The following is a 19077-nucleotide window of genomic DNA, read 5'->3' as shown; positions in this document are numbered from 1 at the left end:
CCAATGGAACGCCGCCTTTTCGGGCCAAACCGCAGATTTTACGGGCGGAGGCCGGCAATCGTTTGCCTATTCGGCCCGCGGGCCTATCTTCTGGTCATGACCATCCATTTCCCGTTCCAGAACACCTATTCGGCGCTGCCGGCGAACTTTTTCGCCCGCGTCGCGCCGACCCCGGTGGCCTCCCCCCGGCTGATCAAGCTGAACCGGCCGCTCGCGGTCCAGCTCGGGCTGGACCCGGACCTGCTGTCGACGCCTGAGGGCGCCGAAATCCTCGCCGGCAAGCGGCTGCCTGACGGCGCCGACCCGATCGCGATGGCCTATGCCGGCCACCAGTTCGGCCACTTTGTTCCCCAGCTCGGCGACGGCCGCGCCATCCTGCTCGGCGAGGTCATCGACAGCGACGGCGTCCGCCGCGACATCCAGCTCAAGGGCAGTGGCCCGACCCCGTTCTCCCGCCGCGGCGACGGCCGCGCCGCGCTCGGCCCGGTCTTGCGCGAATACGTCGTCAGCGAGGCGATGTTCGCGCTGGGCATCCCGACCACAAGGTCACTCGCCGCCGTCGTCACCGGCGAGGCGGTGATGCGCGAGACCGCGCTGCCGGGTGCGGTGCTGACCCGGGTCGCCTCGAGCCACATCCGCGTCGGCACCTTCCAGTTCTTCGCCGCCCGCGGCGACACCGACGGCGTGCGCGCGCTGGCCGATCATGTCATTGCCAGGCACTATCCCGAGCTGAAGGACGCCGCCCAGCCCTACCACGCCCTGCTCGCCGGCGTCGTGGCGCGGCAGGTCGCGCTGGTCGCGCGCTGGCTGCTGGTCGGCTTCATTCATGGCGTGATGAACACCGACAACACCTCGATTTCGGGCGAGACCATCGACTACGGCCCCTGCGCCTTCCTCGATGTCTACAATCCGGCGCAGGTGTTCTCCTCGATCGACGAGATGGGCCGCTACGCCTATGCCAACCAGCCGCGCATCGCATTGTGGAATCTGACCCGGCTCGCCGAATGCCTGCTGCCGCTGTTCGATGGCGAGCAGGAGAAGGCGATTGAGCAGGCGCAGACCATCCTCGGCGAATTCCCCGAGAAATTCACCGCGGCCTATAACGCTGGTCTGCGCGCCAAGGTCGGCCTGTTCACTGTACGCGACGGTGACGAAGCGCTGATCCAGGACCTGCTCGACGCGATGGCGAAGAACGCAGCCGACTTCACGCTGACCTTCCGCCATCTCGGCAACGCCGCAGCCGATGACGCCGGCGACGTCCGCGCGCAGTTCACCGATCCCGTAGCGTTCGACGAATGGGCCGACCGCTGGCGCACCCGCCTCGCGCTGGAGCCGCAGACGGCGGCCGAACGCAAGACCGCGATGCAGGCCGTCAACCCGGCCTTCATCCCGCGCAACCACCGCATCGAGGCGGTGATCCAGGCTGCCGTTAACAACGACGACTACGCGCCGTTCGAGGAGCTGCTGACGGTGCTGGCGAAGCCTTACGAGGACCAGCCGCAGTTCGCCGCCTACGCCGAGCCGCCGCTCCCCGAGCAGCTGGTGACGCAGACGTTCTGCGGGACGTAGCCACCTTCGTCATTGCGAGGAGCTCGCGACAATTTTGCGCTGAAGCGACGAAGCAATCCATCCATCCGCGCACGCGGGCCGGTGGATTGCTTCGCGGAGCCTGTCATCGGGCGCGCGTTCGCGCGACCCGCTGGCTCGCAATGACGTGTGGCACGTTCCACCCGCCTGATTTCCTTGCAACGATTTGGCGCGCCCGTCGTTGGCCGGACGTCCTGGAACGAGTGACCTCCCATCATCGAGGTTCAGTTCCCGTGATCATGGAGTGTCAACATGAACCAGCGCAATGACGACCTGAAAGCCGCGATCAAGCGCAGCAATCCGAACGGTGTCGAGCCGTCATTCTCCGAGGACGATCTGCAGCGGCAGCAACTCGGGCCGCGCGGCGTGCCCGGGCAACCGGATCCGGCGAAGATGACACCGCAACGCGCCAAGAAGACGCCAATCGATTCCGGTTCCGGCGGCCACACCGCCTGAGCTCCGAGACAGGAAAGGTTTCACGATGAAGATCACCAGCTTCAAGGACATGTATGTCGCCGAGCTTCAGGAACTCTCGAGCGTCGAGGACCAGCTCGCGGTGGCCCTGGCGCGGATGGCGGAGATCGCCTCGCATCCCTCGCTGAAGGACGCGTTCGGCCGCCACCACCGCGAGACCATCGTACAGGGCGAGCGGCTGAAATCGCTGCTGCGCATGCATGGCGCCGATCCGCTGGAGCATACCGACCAGGCGATGCAGGCGCTGATCCACGAGACCGCAAAAATGGTCTCGCTGCTGCCGGACGACAATCTTCGCGATGCCGGCCTCCTCGCCTCGGCGCAGAAGCTCGAGCACTACGAGATCGCCGCCTATGGCAGCGCGGCGGCGCTGGCCGGCCAGCTCAATCTGCGCGACGACCAGCGGCTGCTGCACGACAGTCTCGACGAAGAGCGGCACTGCGATACGTTGCTGACGGCGCTCGCCAAGGGCGAGATCAACCAGGACGCCCTCGCCGCGTAACCGTGCGAGGCGGCAGCACGATTTCGCCTGTGGCGCTTCGCGTTCGGAAAAATGCTGCTGCAAATGTCGCGTTTCGCGCGGCTGCTGTCGTCTTTATCTCGCGCCTATTGCCCTGCATGCGTCGTTCGATCAGCCTCTCGTCAACGATGCGATGGGGACGCCGAACAATGAGCTTCAGGTTCAAGCAGGTTTTCGCAGATACCCAACAGGCGCTCGGCGCCGACCCTGCACAGGCGCAGGCCGTATTCCAGGCGAGATCGCAACTCGGCGATGGCGTCAACAGCAGCGTCACGGTCCGGCAATTCAACGTCAACGTCGATGAACCACCGGCGCTGGGCGGCCAGGACACCGCGCCGAACCCGGTCGAGTACGTTCTCGCCGCGCTCGGCTCGTGCCAGGAGATCACCCATCGGCTCTATGCCGACGCGCTCGGCATTCCCGTCAACGGCGTATCCGTCAGGCTGTCCGGAGCGATCGATCTGCGCGGCTTCTTCAGCGTCGATCCAAACGTGCCGGCGGGCTTCCAACAGATCGAGGCCGAGGTCGTGATCGACAGTCCGGCCTCCGCCACCGAGATCGCGCGTTTGAAGGAAACCGTCGACCGTCACTGCCCGGTGCTCGATATCCTGCGCAACCCGACGCCGGTGGACCTCAAGCTGCGCAGCGGACCGCTGAGCGCGGCGGCCTAGCTTGCCTGCGGGCGCCTCGTGAGCGTTAACTCACCCTCCACCATGCCCTGAGCCCGCCCGCGGTAACCATAAGGCTTAACAGCGCGTCAACGCTCCCCCAACAAGTCTAAATGTTTCCGAATGGGGGAGATTGGCCCGTGGACGCATTTGCATTTGAGTTTGTGGGATTGGCAATGGTCGCGCTCTGTCTCGTCGTGCTGGCGATGCCCGCCGCGCGCCGGCCGTCGAAAAACATGCGCTACGAGTGAGCCGCCGGCTGCTTGCACCTGAAATGGTCCATACGTGACCTGAACAAATCACCGTATGCCCACCATCCGCGCGGATGGCGGTTGATGCCTTGTCTGTTTGATCGACACGCATGCGCGCACCCGCCCCTTATCGGCCCCTCGGCTGGATCGGCTGAGCAGCACGCGCCTCGGCAAGGAATGGCCGCAGCGCCGGGTTGAGATTGCCCGGCCGCCAGGCGATCACATGCTCGATCGCTGGTGCAGCCTGAAGATCCCGCTGCACCAGATTGTCGATGCCGAGCTTGCCCATCGATTCCGGCACCAGCGCGATGCCGAGATTTTCCGCGACCAGGCTGACGATGGTCTGCTGCAATTCGACTTCGAGCCGGATGGTCGGCTCAAATCCGCCGGAGCGGCAATACTGCACGATCGCCTCGCGCAGCATCGGCGCCGCCTCGATCGGCGTTGCGATCAACGGCTGGCCCTTGAGCTGCCTGGCGCTGATCACGGCGCGGCCGGCGAGCGGGTGGCTCGGATGCAGCGCGAGGCACATGCGCTCGCGATGGATGATGCGGGTCTCAAGGCCCTTGATCGGCCCGGGATTGAACATGATGGCGGCATCGAAGCGCCCGCTCAGCACGGCATCGGCCAGCGCGCCCGGCACCACCTCGCGCAGCTCGACATGCACCTCGGGATGACCGGCCATGTAGCGCCGCGCGAGACCCGGCAGGCTGGTATAGGCGGCGTGCATCATGAAGCCGATCGCAAGCTCGCCGACCTCGCCGCGTTCGGCGAGCCGCGCATTGCGGCAGGCCTGGTCGAAACTCATCAGCACGGCGCGCGCATCCTCCAGGAAGCGGCGGCCGGCCGGCGTCAGGCTCGCGCGCCGAGACTCCCGCTCGAACAGGTGAACGCCGAGCTCCTTCTCCAGCGCCGCGATCTGACGGCTGAGCGGCGGCTGGCTGATGTGCAGCCGCGCGGCGGCGCGGCCGAAATGCAGCGTCTCCGCCACGGCCACGAAATAGCGCATTTGCCTGATGTCGATCATGATACCGAAAAGGTATGAAGTGAGACGCCAATCAGTATTGGATGATATCAGAGCAGCGGCGTAGAGCAGAAGCGTTTTTCGTCACCCAGGCTTCCCCATGCTCGCGACCCTCGCCGCTGTTCTCCCGATCTTCTCCCTCATCTTCGCCGGATGGCTCGCGCGCCGGATCGGCGTGGCCGGCCCGGCCGCGTCGAGCGAGCTGAACCGCTTCGTCGTCTACCTCGCGCTTCCGGCGCTGCTGTTCGACGTCATCGCGCACGCGCAATGGAGCGATGTCTGGCAGCCCTCCTTCATCGCGGCATTCGGCATCGCCGCCGCGCTCGTGTTTGGCCTGACCATCGCGGTCGCCCTGATCCGCCGCAGACATCTGGTCGATGCCGCCATCGACGGCCTCAATGCCGGCTATGGCAATACCGGCTTCGTGGGCTTCCCGCTGGCGGTGGCCGCACTCGGCCGCGAGGCGCTGGCGCCGACGCTGGTCGCGACCATCATGACGGTGTGCATCCTGTTTGCGATCGCCATCGTGCTGATCGAGACCGGCCTGCAAACCGAGCGGCGCGGCAAGCATGTCATCGTCAAGGTCGGCCGTTCGCTGCTCTATAATCCCCTGCTGGTCGCGCCGGTGCTCGGCGCGATCATTCCGCTCGCCGGCCTGACCATTCCCGCGCCAGCCGAGAGCTTCCTGAAACTGCTGGGCGGCGCCGCCTCGCCCTGCGCGCTGGTCGCGCTGGGGCTGTTCCTCGCCGCCAAGCGCGAGGCGACCGAGCGGGACATCGGATCGGCGGCGCTGCTGGTCGGCTGCAAGCTCGTGCTGCAACCGGCGATCACCTGGGTGATGGCGACAGCCGTGTTCGGCCTCTCGCCCCTGCTGACGCACACGGCGGTGCTGCTCGCCGCGTTGCCGACCGGCACCGGCCCCTTCATGCTCGCCGAGTTCTACCGGCGCGAGGCCAACATGACGTCGAACGTCATCCTGGCGTCCACCGTGGTGTCGGTCATCACCCTCAGCGGCTATCTCGCGATGGCCAGATAATATCGCGCTCAGGCGTCATCGAATGGCGATATGCTTGCCCTGATGAGTCCTGCCAATGGGACGCAAGTCAGGGAACTGACCACGCTTGAACGACACCGACGTCCGGCAACCCAGCACATCACCCGTCACCGCGAGCGCAACGCATTCGCCGCTCGAGGTGCTGTTGATTTTCCTCAAGCTCGGCGTCAGCTGCTTCGGCGGCCCGATCGCGCATATTGGTTATTTCCGCGACGAGTTCGTCACCCGCAGGCGCTGGCTCGACGAGCAGGCCTATGCGGATCTGGTCGCGCTCTGCCAGTTCCTGCCCGGCCCCGCCAGCAGCCAGGTCGGCTTTTCGCTCGGCCTGATGCGCGCGGGATACCTGGGCGCGCTGGCGGCCTGGACCGGGTTCACGCTACCCTCGGCGATCGCGCTCGTGCTGTTCGCGTATGGCGCCAGCGGGTTGAGCGGCCCGGCCGGCACAGGGCTGGTGCACGGCCTGAAGCTGGTCGCGGTGGCGATCGTGGCCCAGGCCGTCTGGGGCATGGCGCGCTCGCTCTGTCCCGACCGTGCGCGCGCATCGATCGCGACGGTGGCGGCGCTCCTCATCCTCGCCAGTTCGTCGTCGATCGCACAGATCGGCGCCATCATTCTCGGCGCGGTCGCCGGGCTTTGGCTTTGCCGCGCGCAACAGACCAACGGCGTCACGCATATCGCGATGCCGGTGTCGCGCCGCGCAGGCGTCGCGGCGCTGATCCTGTTCGTTGCCCTGCTGGTCGGATTGCCGCTGCTGTCGCGGGCATGGCCCGGCCTCGGCGTGTTCGAGGCCTTCTACCGCTCCGGCGCGCTGGTGTTCGGCGGCGGCCATGTCGTGCTGCCGCTGCTGCGCGAAGCGGTGGTGACGCCGGGCTGGATCGGCGACGATGCGTTCCTGACCGGTTACGGCGCCGCGCAGGCCGTGCCGGGCCCGCTGTTCACCTTCGCGGCCTATCTCGGCGCCGTGATCGGCGGCGTGCCGGGCGCCGTCACAGGCCTCGTCGGCATCTTCCTGCCGGGAATCCTCATCCTGCTCGCGGCGTTGCCGTTCTGGGATCAATTCCGCAAGCGGCCAGCGGCGCAGGCGATGATGCGCGGCGTCAACGCCGCCGTGGTCGGCATCCTGGGTGCCGCGCTCTACGATCCGGTGTGGACCAGCAGCGTGCACCATCCGCTCGATTTCGGCATCGCGCTGGCCGGCTTCGTCCTGCTCACGGCATGGCGCGCGCCGCCGCTCGTGGTGGTCGTGCTCAGCGCGGCCGCCGGCATCGCCATGGCGCTCCTGCAATCGTGATCAGCGCGCCGTCGTTTCACCTGCCGGATTAAGAACGCCTTCACGGCTGGCCACCATGATACCGGGCGTATGCCGGGCGCTGCTCAACTATCGGATCCGACCCGGGTCCCCGTGCTGGACCTGCTGCGGCTCGCCGCGGTCGGGGCCGTGATCCTGTACCATTACGGCTTCTGGGGCACCGCATCGCACGGCGCGCAAGAGGTGGCGCTGCCGTACCTCGCCCCGGTCGCCCAGTACGGCTTCCTCGGCGTCCCCGTGTTTTTCGCGATCTCTGGCTTCGTCATCGCCTATTCGGCCGAGGGCCGCACGCCGGTCGGATTTGCCATCGCCCGCTTCAGCCGGATCTATCCGACCTTCGTCATCTGCATGACGCTGACCTTCCTCGCGACGCTGCTGCTCGGCCATGCCTGGTTCGATGTGACGTGGGGACAATGGCTGGCAAACCTGTTCATCGCGGCGCCGATGCTCGGTCAACCCTACATGGACGACGCCTACTGGTCGCTGGTGATCGAGGTCGTGTTCTACGTCTGGGTCACGCTATTCCTGGCCTGGGGCATCTTCCCGCGGCGGATCGACAGCATCATCCTGGCGTGGATCGCCATCACCTTCGCCAACGAACTGACGCTCGACGTTCCGCTGTTCGAAAAGCTCTTCATGGCCGACGACAGCGGCTTCTTCGCCGTTGGCCTGCTGATCTATGAACACTACCGCGGACGGCGCGACACGCGGCTCTACAGCCTGCTGACGCTGGCGATGGGTACGGCGACGTTCCAGGCCGTCCACAAGCTGGAGCGGCTCGGCGTCCACACCCATGGCAGCTTCGATCCGCGCGTCGTGACCGCGATCTGTATCGTCTCGCTCGGCATCGTGTTCGCCGCCACCCGCATCAAGTCGGTGCCGCTGCCGGTCGGCCTGGTCAGGGCCGTGGGTGGCATCACCTATCCGCTCTATCTGCTGCATCTGCAGCTCGGCTACGTGATCCTGCTGTTGATCACGCCAACCCCGGACGTGCTTTCGACCGCGCTGGTCGTGACAAGCATGGTCGCGCTGGCCTGGTTCGTCTGGCGCTTCCTCGAAGGCGCAGCGCATTACCGCGTCAAGGACTGGCTCACGATGCTGGCCTCACGGCATGGATGGCCGTCCCGCATTCGTGCGGGCGAAACGCGGATCGATCAGGGCAATATCGCCGCGCCAGTCGAAGCCGGCAGGATTGCCAATCACTGATGGCGCTGCGACCAGCGATTGTTCGCCCATCCGGCGCAGAACACCGCATCGGCGCTGTCGGGGATGGTCTGCGCGAACCACTGGTCGACCTCCGGCGAGGTTTGGGTCCGCGGCTCGTCGCGGTAGCGAAGCTGACCGTAGGCGCCTCGCATCGCCATCGTCGCCTTCTCAATGGCCTGGCGAGGGTACAGGGTCGCCGCCAGGCCGAGACAGAGGTCATCGAGATCGCCACGATGCGTCTCGTTCGGAATTGCCGGCACAACGCGTCGGCATTGCGCGCGACCCAGCACGTAGACGACGGGATTCCGCGTCCGCCAGCACAGGCAGAACTCCGCCGGCGCCGCCGGGTGATCGAACTCCGCCGTCATCGCGGCATCGAACATCCGCTTGAAAAAGCCGCTGCCGCGATACGTGTCCCTCACCGCTGTGCCCGAAAGATAGATCACGGTCGTGCCGGCAAAGGCCAGGCGTTGAATGATCAGGTAAGCCACGCATTCACCGCCGTGGTGGAGCAGGACGATGCCGTGGTCGGGTTTGAACGGAGAGTGCTGGCGGGACCAGAATCGCTCCTCAGCCAGCCAGTTCGTGTCGATGATGCTGTTGATGTCGTCGAGCACGGCATCGCGACGATGGTCCGGGACATCAGAGGCGGTTTGAAACAGTTCGCTTGTAACGGAATCGGGCTGCATCGCGGTCACTGTGACGGGTCTTCGTTGCTCGACTTAAGGTTGCCATGCAGCGTACGGCACGCGTGGCCAGCCTCGCAAGTCGGAGAGGCTCCCCCAACCATCGCTCCGGGTTTGCCCGACGGCGGAAGCCCCCCGCAGGCGGCCCTCTGCTCAGGAGAGGCGTGAAAACAGGCAAACCTCGGGTGCATTCCGCACCGCGAGACCGTCAGGGTACGCGCCGAGCCATGCAAGAATGCCTAGTTCTGCCCCATATGCAGGGCCAGAATCCCTGCAAGACCCTTGACATAGCTGCCCTTTCGGCAGAACGCGTGGGGTCAAGCCGTCATGGATACTTCATGGATCTGATTAGCACGACCTCCGACCTCGCCGCCGCCTGTGATCGGCTCGCCCAGCACAAGGTCATCACCGTCGACACCGAGTTCCTGCGGGAGACGACCTACTATCCCCTGCTCTGCGTCGTGCAGATGGCAAGCGCGGACGAAGCCGTCGTGGTCGACGCGCTGGCGCCGGGCATCGACCTCAAGCCGTTCTTCGATCTGATGTCGAACGAGGCCGTGCTCAAGGTCTTCCATGCCGCGCGGCAGGACATCGAAATCGTCTGGCACCTCTCCGGCACAATTCCGCATCCGATCTTCGACACCCAGGTCGCCGCCATGGTGCTCGGCTATGGCGACAGCATCGCCTATGACCAGCTCGTCGATCGCGTCACCGGCCACCGCCCCGACAAGACCCATCGCTTCACCGACTGGTCGCGCCGTCCGCTGACCGAGGAGCAACTGCACTACGCGGTCTCCGACGTCACCCATCTGCGCGAAGTGTTCGCAGCCCTCGACACCGACTTGAAGAAGCGCGATCGCAGCGACTGGGTCAGCGAGGAGATGGAGATCCTGACCTCGCCGAAGACCTACGACTTCCATCCCGAGCGTGCCTGGGAACGGCTCAAGACCCGCGTGCGCAAGCCGCGCGAGCTCGCGGTGCTGATCGAGGTGGCGGCCTGGCGCGAACAGGAAGCGCAGAGCCGCGACGTGCCGCGTTCGCGCGTGCTCAAGGACGATGCGGTCGGCGACATCGCAACCCATGCGCCGACCTCGCTGGAGAAGCTCGGCAATCTGCGCTCGCTGCCGAAGGGTTTTGAGCGCTCGAAATGGGGCGCCGACATCATCGCCGCCGTGCAGCGCGGGCTCGCCCGCGACCAGGCCTCGCTCCCCAAGCTGGAAAAGCCGAGAAACAATTCCAATGGTGCGGCGACCGTCGAGCTGTTGAAGGTGCTGTTGCGCATGACCTCGGAGCGCCACGGCGTCGCCAGCAAGGTGATCGCCACCGTCGACGACCTCGAACAGATCGCGGCCAGCGATCAGGCCGACGTCGGCGCCCTGCATGGCTGGCGGCGCGAATTGTTCGGCGAGGCCGCGCTCAAGCTCAAGCACGGCCAGCTCGCGCTCGCGATCGACAAGGGCCGCGTGGTACGGGTTGACCGCGGTTAGCACACGCTACGTTGCAACGCGAAGTTCCCGCGGTCGGCCACTGGCCGAACGCCTCGCGGCAGAGTTCGGCAGACACAGGCTGAGGTTGCGTCACGCGAAACCACCGCGCTTGCTAAGGCGCGATTTTCGTGTTGCAATCCCTTCACAATCGGATTGCGGCCGTTCGACTGCGCGTTTCACGACGTTGATGTCCAAAGCTTCGCTATCCGAGGCTTCGAGAGGCGAAACTTCGGACTTGAAGACTTTGGACCTGAAGACCCGGGAATTGAACAGACAGCGGAAAGCCCGCTTGTGGCGTGGCACGTGGAAAACGTGGCCGCGTCTTTTTTACGTCTAAACTGGGAGAGAGACGATGCCGAAGGGTACCGTCAAATGGTTCAACCCGACCAAAGGCTACGGGTTCATCAAGCCGGCTGCCGGCGACAAGGATGTGTTCGTCCACATCTCGGCGGTCGAACGCGCCGGCCTCAGCACATTGAACGAAAACCAGACCGTCGAGTACGAGCTGGTCGAGAACCGCGGCAAGGCGTCGGCAGAGAACCTCAAGGTTCACTGAACGTCGCCGTCATTCGTCCTGATGCCTCCCCCGGCCGCATCACCCCGGGGGATCCTTCTCGGACTTGCTTTGGCGCGAGCGCGCCCTAAGGCGCCGGCGCGATCAGCGTGCTGCCGGTTGCGGCACTGCCCTGCGTCTTGCAGAGATCGCCTTCCAGCTTGAGCCGGCCGCTCGCCAAAAGCCGCAACGCCTCCGGATAGATGCGATGCTCGATTCCGATCACGCGTGCGGCGAGCGTCTCGGCCGTGTCGTCATCAGCCACGGTGACAGCGCCCTGCATCACGATCGGTCCGGCATCGGTCTCCGGGATCACGAAATGCACCGTCGCACCGGACAGCTTGACCCCTGCTCGCAAGGCTTGGCCATGCGGATCGAGGCCGGGGAAGCAAGGCAGCAGCGAGGGGTGGATGTTGAGCATCCGGCCGTACCAGTGCCGGACGAAATCGGCGGTGAACAGCCGCATGAAGCCGCCGAGGCAGATCAGCTCGACCTTGTTGTCGTCGAGCGCTTTCTGCAGCACCGCCTCGAAACCGGCGCGATCCTTGCCGAACGGCTTGCTCTCGATCACGACGGTCGGAATGCCGCTCGCGGCGGCCTTCTCGAGCCCGGCAGCGTCGGCACGGTTCGAGATCACAGCCACGATCTCGGCGGGAAAATCGGGAGCCTTCGCAGCCTCGATCAGCGCGGCCATGTTGGAGCCGCGGCCGGAGATCAGGATGGCTGTGCGGCGCTTCATCGCGAGAGATCGAGATGACCGTGATAGACCACGCGATGCTCCCCCTCGGCTTCGATGACCTCGCCGAGCAGCGTCACGGTCTCGCCGCCGGCGGTGAAGGCCTCGGTCACCGCCTCGACCGCATCGGGTCTCACGATCGCGATCATGCCGATGCCGCAGTTGAAGGTGCGCAGCAGTTCGAGCTCGGCGATGCCGCCCTGCTCGGCCAGCCATTTGAACACCGGCAGCACCGGCAGCCGCGCCAGATCGATGCCGACGCCGAGATGCTTCGGCAGCACGCGCGGAATGTTGTCGGTGAAGCCGCCGCCGGTGATGTGGGCGAGGCCCTTCACCGCGCCGGTCTCGCGGATCGCGTGCAGGCAGGATTTCACATAGAGCCTGGTCGGGGTCAGCAGCGCGGCGCCGAGCGTCATGACCGGCGCGAACGGCGCCGGCGCGTCATAGGCAACGCCGGACTGCTCGACGATCTTGCGCACCAGCGAATAGCCGTTGGAGTGCACGCCCGAGGACGCGAGCCCGATCACGGCGTCGCCCGCCGCGATATCTGCCGTCGGCAGCAGGGTGCCGCGTTCGGCCGCGCCGACGGCAAAGCCGCCGAGGTCGTAATCGCCGTCCTTGTAGAGGCCGGGCATCTCGGCAGTCTCGCCGCCGATCAGCGCGCAGCCGGATTCGCGGCAGCCTTCGGCGATGCCGGCGACGATCTGCGCGGTGGCCTCCGGGTGCAGCTTGCCGCAGGCGAAATAGTCGAGGAAGAACAGCGGTTCCGCGCCCTGCACGACGAGGTCGTTGACCGACATCGCGACCAGGTCGATGCCGATGCCGCCATGGATGCCGGTCTCGATCGCGATCTTCAGCTTGGTGCCGACGCCATCGGTCGCCGCCACCAGGACAGGATCCTTGAAGCCCGCGGCCTTGAGGTCGAACAGCCCGCCGAATCCGCCGATCTCGGCGTCCGCGCCGGGACGTGCGGTGGCCCGCACCATCGGCTTGATCAGATCGACCAGACGATTGCCGGCGTCGATATCGACACCCGAATCCGCGTAAGTGAGCCCGTTTTTGCGCTCGGTCATGCCCAATTCCAGATGATCAGGGGCTGGTTACGAGGAATTCCGCCCCCGCGCAATGGCTCGCGGGCAGCTCGCCGCGATACTATGTAGATAACACAAGGCCGCAGCTGAAAAGAGCTGGATATCGAGTAAAATCAGGCTTCTAGCCGGGAAGCGATCCAAGTTGAGCATTCCGAATATCATTACCCTCGCCCGCATCATCCTGGTGCCGGTGATCGTCTGGGCCATCGTCTCGAGCCAGATGGAGATCGCCTTCGCGATCTTCGTGATCGCCGGCGTGTCGGATGCGGTCGACGGTTTCCTCGCCAAGCGCTTCAACATGGCAAGCGAGCTCGGCGCCCTGCTCGACCCGCTCGCCGACAAAGCGCTCCTGGTGTCGATCTATATCGCGCTCGGGATCTGGGGTGCGGTGCCGCGCTGGATCGTGATTCTCGTGGTGTCGCGCGACATCATGATCGTCTCCGCCGTGATTGTGTCATGGTTGTTCGACAAGCCGGTCGAGATGAAACCGTTGATGGTGTCGAAGCTGAACACGGTGGCGCAGGTCGCGTTCGCGGCGCTGGTGCTGGCCTCGCTCGGTTTCGGCTTTCAGCCGCACCCCTACGACCTGATCCTGATGGGGCTGGTCACGATCTTTACTTTGGGTTCGGTGTCCCTCTATCTCGTGGAGTGGGTGCGGCACATGAGCACGATCGAAGCTCGGTAGACCGGCTTTCCCGCGACAAGGCGAAGCGCTTGCGCGGAGATTCATGCTAAATCGAAGTGGTCTGGAGACTTGTGTGGCCAGTAGCGTTCAACCTCGTCAATTGGCCTTGGCCCTGCCGCACGAGGAGAAACTGACCCGCGACGATTTCCTCGAGGGGCCCGCCAACGAGGCGGCGCTGGCGCTGATCGACGGCTGGCCCGACTGGCCGAATCGAATCATGCTGCTGGTGGGCCCCGACGGCTCCGGCAAAAGCCACCTCGCCGCGATCTGGGCCGAGAGCGCCGGCGCGCGCTCGACCGCCGCGCATGCGCTGACCGCCGAGGCGGTGCCGACGGCGCTTGCCACCGGCGCGCTGGTGGTCGAGGACCTCAGGCCATCGGATTTCGACGAGCGCGCGATGTTTCACCTGCTGAATCTCGCACGCCAGGACGATGCCTTCGTCCTGATCACGGCGCGCGTGCCGCCGTCGGCGTTTGAGATCGAACTGCGCGACCTGAGGTCGCGGCTCCGCGCGGTGCCGACGGTGGCGCTGCTGCCGCCCGACGACCAGCTGTTCCGCGGCCTGATCGTCAAGTTCTGCGCCGACCGCCAGATGAGCGTGGACGAACCGCTGGTCAGCTTTCTCTGCAACCGGATCGAGCGTTCCTACGTTGCCGTCCGGCAGGTGGTCGAGCTGCTCGATACCGAGGCACTGCGGCTCGGCCGGCCGGTCACGAGGGCGCTGGCGGCGGAGCTGCTGCGCGACGCCTGAGCCGTGCCGCGGCTTGACGGCGCAGGCGGGCGGCACATCAATGTCATCGAAACGTCATCGCAATATCACATGGTCGGAACGGCCTTCGGCTAGACCGCCCCGGCCCCCTGCCCCGAATTGGACCAGCATTTGATGGACTCGGCACAAGCAACTGAAATCAAAGAGAAAGAGGCGGAACTCCCGCCCGTCCCCGCGATCGCGACAAGCCCCGAGCGCTTCATCAACCGGGAGCTCTCCTGGCTGCATTTCAATCGGCGGGTGCTCGAGGAATCGGTCAATCTCGGCCATCCCGTGCTGGAGCGGGTCCGCTTCCTGTCGATTTCGGCGAATAACCTCGACGAGTTCTTCATGGTCCGCGTCGCCGGTATCAAGGCGCAGGTCCGCGAGGGCATCGCCGAGCGCAGCCCGGACGGCCTGCTGCCGGCCGAGCAGCTCGTGATGATCAACAAGACCGTGTCGCAACTCGCCTCCGACCAGCAGGCGATCTGGAGCGACCTGCGCGACATCCTGTCCAAGGTCGGCATCCAGCTGGTCGACGGGCGCGACGTCACCAAGTCCGAGCGCGCCTGGATCGAGGATCACTTCCTCCACAGCATCTTCCCGCTGCTGACCCCGCTCGCGATCGACCCGGCGCATCCCTTCCCGTTCATCCCGAACCTCGGCTTCACGGTGGCGCTGCAATTGGCGCGGATCTCCGACGGCAAGGCGATGAACGCGCTGATTCGCATGCCCGGCAAGATCGACCGCTTCATCCGCATCCCGTCCAGCAAGGAAGGTGCGCCGGCGCGTCTGATCACGCTTGAGCAGGCCACCGGCCTGTTCATCGGCCGCCTGTTCCCCGGCTACACCGTCAAGGGCCAGGGCGCGTTCCGCATCATCCGGGACTCCGAACTGGAAATCGAGGAAGAGGCCGAAGACCTCGTTCGCCTGTTCGAGACCGCGCTCAAGCGCCGCCGTCGCGGGTCGGTGATCCGGCTCGAGATCGAGGCCACGATGCCCGAAGAGCTGCGCATCTTCGTGCAGCACGCATTGTCGGCCGCCGACGATGAAGTGATCCTGGTCGACGGCGTGCTCGCGATGAACGAGCTGTCGCAGCTCACCCGCCTCAATCGCCCCGACCTCGAATTCCCGCCCTATGTGCCGCGCCACCCCGAGCGCGTGCGCGACCATGGAGGCGATATCTTCGCCGCGATCCGGCAGAAGGACCTCGTGGTCCATCACCCCTATGAATCCTTCGACGTCGTCGTCCAGTTCCTGCAGCAGGCGGCGCGCGATCCCGACGTGGTCGCGATCAAGCAGACGCTCTATCGCACCTCGAACAATTCGCCGATCGTGCGCGCGCTGGCGGAAGCCGCCGAAGCCGGCAAGTCGGTCACCGCGCTGATCGAACTGAAGGCGCGCTTCGACGAGGAAGCCAACATCCGCTGGGCCCGCGACCTCGAACGCGCCGGCGTGCAGGTGGTCTACGGCTTCATCGAACTGAAGACGCACGCCAAGCTGTCCATGGTGGTGCGCCGCGAGGGCGGCAATCTCACCACCTATGTGCACACCGGCACCGGCAACTACCATCCGGTCACCGCGCGCATCTACACCGACCTCTCCTACTTCACCTCGGACCCGATCATCGGCCGCGACGTCGCGCGTGTGTTCAACTACATCACCGGCTATGCCGAGCCGAGCGACATCGAGAAGATGGCGGTGTCGCCGCTGACGCTGCGCAAGCGGATCATCGAGCACATCCATGACGAGATCGCCCACGTCAAGCATGGCCGCACCGGCGCGGTCTGGATGAAGATGAATGCGCTGGTCGACCCCGACATCATCGACGCGCTGTATGAAGCCTCGCAGGCCGGCGTCGCGGTCGAGCTCGTGGTGCGCGGCATCTGCTGCCTGCGGCCGGGCCTGCCGGGATTGTCGGAGAACATCCGCGTCAAATCGGTGATCGGCCGGTTCCTGGAACACGGCCGAATCTATTGCTTCGGCATGGGCCAGGGCCTGCCGAGCACAAAAGCTGCTGTGTATATCTCGTCTGCCGACATGATGCCGCGCAACCTCGACCGCCGCGTCGAGGTTCTCTGTCCGCTGCAAAATCCCACGGTGCATCAGCAGGTTCTCGAACAGATCATGGTCGCGAACCTGAAGGACACCGAGCAGAGCTGGCAATTGTTGCCGGATGGATCGTCAACGCGTATGAAGGCCGCGAAAGGCGAAGAGCCCTTCAATCTGCATGACTATTTCATGACAAATCCGAGTCTGTCCGGCCGTGGTAAGTCTCTCAAGGAATCTTCACCGCGCCGTCTCACGCGTCGCAACGAACGCCAGCAACCGTCGTCGTAAGAGGGCTTTGTCGTGAAGCGGCCGCGGAAGCGCGCTTCCAGCGTCGCTGTCATCGATATCGGCTCGAACTCGGTTCGTCTCGTGGTCTACGAGGCGATGGCGCGCAGCCTCGTCACCATCTTCAACGAGAAGGCGCTGTGCGGATTGGGACGCGAAGTGCAGAGCACCGGCCTGCTCGCAACCGATGCCGTCAACAAGGCGCTCACTGCGCTCCGGCGCTTTCGCGCATTGTGCAAGATCCAGCAGGTCGGCCGCGTCTACGCGATCGCGACCGCGGCCTGCCGCGACGCCAAGAACGGTCCGGACTTCATCGCCCAGGCCGAGCGCATCTGCGGCGCCAAGATCGAGATTCTCACCGGACCGCGTGAAGCGAAGCTTTCCGCGCTCGGCGTCGTCTCGGGCGTGCACAATCCGAACGGCATCGTCGGCGATCTCGGCGGCGGCTCGCTCGAACTGATCGACGTCAAGGGCAACCGCGTGCGCAGCGGCGTGACGCTGCCGCTCGGCAGCCTCGCATTGCAGGACCTCTCGAACAAATCGCTCAAGCGCGCCGAACGCATCGTCAAGAACGAGCTGCTCGGCGTCGCCCAGCTCAAGACCGGGCGCGGCCGCACCTTCTACGCGGTGGGCGGCACCTGGCGCGCGCTCGCGCGCATCCACATCATCCAGAGCGGCTATCCGCTCAAGGTGATGCATGGCTATTCGATTCCGGCGGCCGACGCGCTCGATTTCGCGCAGCGGCTGCGGCGGCTGGCGGCCACCAACATGCTGGCCAATATCGAAGCGATCGCCGATGCGCGGCGGCCGCTATTGGCCTACGCCGCGCTCGTGCTCGAATACATCATCCGCGTCGCCCAGCCGAAGACCATCGTGTTCTCGACCTTCGGCGTGCGCGAGGGCCTGCTCTACGAGATGCTGCCGCAGGCCGAGCGCGCCAAGGACGGCTTGCTCTGCGCCGCGCAGAACCTCAACGAATTGCTGTCGCGCTCGGCCCGCCACGCCCAGGAGCTGACCTCCTGGACCGACCGGCTGGTGCGCGTCGTCAGGCTGCGCGAGACCGAGGAAGACCGCAGGCTGCGTCACGTCGCCTGCCTGCTCTCCGACATCGGCTGGCGGGTGCATCCCGATCATCGCGGCGAGGAAACCCTCAGCCTGATCATGAACGGCAATTTCGGCTCGATCACGCATCAGGGCCGCGCCTTCGTCGCGCTGTCGGTGTTCTATCGCTACGCCGGTCTCAGCGAGGAGAACGAACCGCCGCCGCAGATTCGCGCCCTGGTGACGCCGGCGATGGACGAGCGCGCCCGCGTGCTCGGCGCCGCGTTCCGTGTCGCGCATCTGATCACCGCGGCGCGCACCGGCGTGCTGCCGGCGACGCACTTCCGCACCCAGGGCCGCAAGTTGATGCTGGTGTTCGAGCACCGGATGGTGGACCTGGTCGCCGATCGCGTCGGCAGCCGCTTCAGGCAATTGGCGCGGCTGGTCGGGCGCGCCGGCTCGATCGTGCGGCGCTAAAGCATGATCCGGAAAAGTGCGAAGCGGTTTTCCGAAAAGATCATGCTTAAACAAGGCGCTAGATCGTAATGCGTTTCCACGGAAACGCATCACGGTCTCATCTCTTTGTTTGAGCATGATCTTTTCGGAAAACCGGTTTCCACTTTTCCGGATCATGCTCTAAAGCGCGATGACGATTCAACCGAGCCTCGTCGCGCGTTAAGCCTCACGCCGCCTTGGCGGCGTGCTTGGCCTTGCGGAGCGCGTGGCGGCGCCAGATCGATCCCGCGACCAGCACCACGATGATGCCGAGCACCGCGAGCGCGATCTCGCCGCCGCTGCCGCCATGCGCGAATTGCGGCGACATCCCGATCGACGCCAGCCAGGAATCGAGCTTGGCACCGAGCGGTCCGGCGAACAGCGCATCGAGCCTCGGATGCACCGCTGGGTCGGTCGCGATGACGTCGCCCGCGATCCAGCCGAGCAGCGCGGCACCGGCCCAGACCAGGATCGGCAACTTGGTGAGCAGCGCCATGATCAGCGCCGCGCCGGCAACGATCAAGGGAACGCTGATCGCAAGCCCGAGCACCAGCAGCGGCACGCTGCCATTGGCGGCGGCGGCGACCGCAATCACGTTGTCGAGGCTCATCACGATGTCGGCGACGACGACGATCTGAACCGCGGCCCACAGATGCGAGGCCGCGTGCACGCTGTCCTCGTCCTCCTGCTCCGGCACCAGGAGCTTGGCGGCGATCACGATCAGCGCCAGTCCGCCGACCAGCTTCAGATAGGGAAGCTCCATCAGGCTGGCGACGATGCCGGTGAAGATCACCCGCAGCAGCACCGCCGCGGCGGCGCCGAGAATCATGCCCCACAGGCGCTGGCGCGGCGCGAGCCCGCGGCAGGCGAGCGCGATCACGAGCGCGTTGTCGCCCGACAGCAGGACGTTGATCCAGATGATCTTGCCGACGGCGACCCAGAAGGTCGGCGTCGCCATCTCGTTCTTGAATTCGGTGAAGAACGCGCCGATGTACGCCGGATCAAAGATCTGCCACAGCCAGTCCACAGCGAGTCCTATTAGCCTTGCGGCCGCCCCTGGCGGCGGTCGTCCGCCGCTCCCCAGTTATTTCGACACGGCCTCCTTAAGGAGACCGTGCCACTTAC

The 19077-nt window shown here is 65.6% G+C and carries 18 protein-coding genes; 13 read left to right on the top strand and 5 right to left on the bottom strand.

Annotated elements, in window-relative coordinates; translation table 11 throughout:
• Positions 1 to 96: 96 nt before the first annotated feature.
• The 4 genes from ACVILL_RS30650 to ACVILL_RS30635 all read left to right on the top strand — a co-directional run bounded on the left by ACVILL_RS30650 (position 97) and on the right by ACVILL_RS30635 (position 3252).
• Positions 97 to 1569, top strand: coding sequence for a protein adenylyltransferase SelO (locus tag ACVILL_RS30650; RefSeq protein ID WP_456732467.1), 1473 nt, complete (start codon positions 97 to 99; stop codon positions 1567 to 1569).
• A gap of 270 nt (positions 1570 to 1839) precedes the next feature.
• Positions 1840 to 2043, top strand: a complete 204-nt coding sequence (locus tag ACVILL_RS30645; RefSeq protein WP_456732466.1) for a hypothetical protein — start codon at positions 1840 to 1842, stop codon at positions 2041 to 2043.
• Between the two features lie 25 nt (positions 2044 to 2068).
• A complete protein-coding gene (locus ACVILL_RS30640; RefSeq protein ID WP_456732465.1) occupies positions 2069 to 2563 on the top strand; it encodes a YciE/YciF ferroxidase family protein in 495 nt (164 codons plus the stop codon).
• A 167-nt stretch (positions 2564 to 2730) separates the two neighbouring features.
• A complete protein-coding gene (locus ACVILL_RS30635; RefSeq protein WP_456732464.1) occupies positions 2731 to 3252 on the top strand; it encodes an OsmC family protein in 522 nt (173 codons plus the stop codon).
• 375 nt (positions 3253 to 3627) lie between these two features.
• Here ACVILL_RS30635 and ACVILL_RS30630 read toward each other — a convergent pair whose 3' ends face one another.
• Positions 3628 to 4509 (bottom strand): LysR family transcriptional regulator, encoded by an 882-nt coding sequence (locus tag ACVILL_RS30630; RefSeq protein ID WP_456732463.1) that lies wholly within the window; start codon positions 4507 to 4509, stop codon positions 3628 to 3630.
• A gap of 115 nt (positions 4510 to 4624) precedes the next feature.
• Here ACVILL_RS30630 and ACVILL_RS30625 point away from each other — a divergent pair, with 115 nt between their 5' ends.
• The 3 genes from ACVILL_RS30625 (at position 4625) to ACVILL_RS30615 (ending at position 8093) form a co-directional block, all read left to right on the top strand.
• Positions 4625 to 5560 (top strand): AEC family transporter, encoded by a 936-nt coding sequence (locus tag ACVILL_RS30625; protein ID WP_456732462.1) that lies wholly within the window; start codon positions 4625 to 4627, stop codon positions 5558 to 5560.
• A gap of 85 nt (positions 5561 to 5645) precedes the next feature.
• The gene (chrA, locus tag ACVILL_RS30620; RefSeq protein WP_456732461.1) at positions 5646 to 6869 is read left to right on the top strand and encodes a chromate efflux transporter; all 1224 of its coding nucleotides are present in this window, start codon (positions 5646 to 5648) and stop codon (positions 6867 to 6869) included.
• 69 nt (positions 6870 to 6938) lie between these two features.
• Positions 6939 to 8093 (top strand): acyltransferase family protein, encoded by a 1155-nt coding sequence (locus ACVILL_RS30615; RefSeq protein WP_456732460.1) that lies wholly within the window; start codon positions 6939 to 6941, stop codon positions 8091 to 8093.
• Here the strand turns inward: ACVILL_RS30615 and ACVILL_RS30610 are convergent.
• Positions 8087 to 8791: a hypothetical protein gene (locus ACVILL_RS30610; RefSeq protein WP_456732459.1), complete on the bottom strand. Its 705-nt coding sequence runs from the start codon at positions 8789 to 8791 to the stop codon at positions 8087 to 8089. The genes ACVILL_RS30615 and ACVILL_RS30610 overlap by 7 nt on opposite strands.
• 326 nt (positions 8792 to 9117) lie before the next feature.
• Between ACVILL_RS30610 and rnd the strand changes: the two genes are divergently transcribed.
• Together rnd and ACVILL_RS30600 are read left to right on the top strand one after the other, a co-directional pair.
• Positions 9118 to 10266, top strand: coding sequence for a ribonuclease D (gene rnd / locus ACVILL_RS30605; RefSeq protein ID WP_456732458.1), 1149 nt, complete (start codon positions 9118 to 9120; stop codon positions 10264 to 10266).
• A 352-nt stretch (positions 10267 to 10618) separates the two neighbouring features.
• Complete coding sequence (locus ACVILL_RS30600) at positions 10619 to 10822, top strand: cold-shock protein (protein ID WP_244063476.1); 204 nt, start codon at positions 10619 to 10621, stop codon at positions 10820 to 10822.
• 85 nt (positions 10823 to 10907) lie between these two features.
• Here the strand turns inward: ACVILL_RS30600 and purN are convergent, their stop codons facing one another.
• Together purN and purM are read right to left on the bottom strand one after the other, a co-directional pair.
• Positions 10908 to 11558, bottom strand: coding sequence for a phosphoribosylglycinamide formyltransferase (gene purN / locus ACVILL_RS30595; RefSeq protein WP_456732457.1), 651 nt, complete (start codon positions 11556 to 11558; stop codon positions 10908 to 10910).
• Entirely contained in the window at positions 11555 to 12628 is a 1074-nt protein-coding gene (gene purM / locus ACVILL_RS30590) for a phosphoribosylformylglycinamidine cyclo-ligase (RefSeq protein WP_456732456.1), read from the bottom strand. Before purM ends, purN begins: the two co-directional genes overlap by 4 nt.
• 160 nt (positions 12629 to 12788) lie before the next feature.
• Here purM and ACVILL_RS30585 point away from each other — a divergent pair, with 160 nt between their 5' ends.
• The 4 genes from ACVILL_RS30585 (at position 12789) to ppx (ending at position 17934) form a co-directional block, all read left to right on the top strand.
• Complete coding sequence (locus ACVILL_RS30585; protein ID WP_456732455.1) at positions 12789 to 13331, top strand: CDP-alcohol phosphatidyltransferase family protein; 543 nt, start codon at positions 12789 to 12791, stop codon at positions 13329 to 13331.
• 73 nt (positions 13332 to 13404) lie between these two features.
• A complete protein-coding gene (locus ACVILL_RS30580; protein WP_456732454.1) occupies positions 13405 to 14082 on the top strand; it encodes a chromosomal replication initiator DnaA in 678 nt (225 codons plus the stop codon).
• A 132-nt stretch (positions 14083 to 14214) separates the two neighbouring features.
• Complete coding sequence (locus ACVILL_RS30575; RefSeq protein ID WP_456732453.1) at positions 14215 to 16419, top strand: RNA degradosome polyphosphate kinase; 2205 nt, start codon at positions 14215 to 14217, stop codon at positions 16417 to 16419.
• A 12-nt stretch (positions 16420 to 16431) separates the two neighbouring features.
• On the top strand, positions 16432 to 17934 hold the full coding sequence (gene ppx, locus ACVILL_RS30570) for an exopolyphosphatase (protein ID WP_456732452.1): 1503 nt from the start codon (positions 16432 to 16434) through the stop codon (positions 17932 to 17934).
• Between the two features lie 205 nt (positions 17935 to 18139).
• Here the strand turns inward: ppx and ACVILL_RS30565 are convergent, their stop codons facing one another.
• The gene (locus tag ACVILL_RS30565; protein ID WP_456732451.1) at positions 18140 to 18979 is read right to left on the bottom strand and encodes a TerC family protein; all 840 of its coding nucleotides are present in this window, start codon (positions 18977 to 18979) and stop codon (positions 18140 to 18142) included.
• Between the last annotated feature and the right edge of the window lie 98 nt (positions 18980 to 19077).

It is taken from the genome of Bradyrhizobium sp. USDA 3364 (assembly GCF_054056355.1).
Note: the sequence above shows the minus strand (reverse complement) of the source record. Positions and strands in the feature narration are given on the sequence as shown.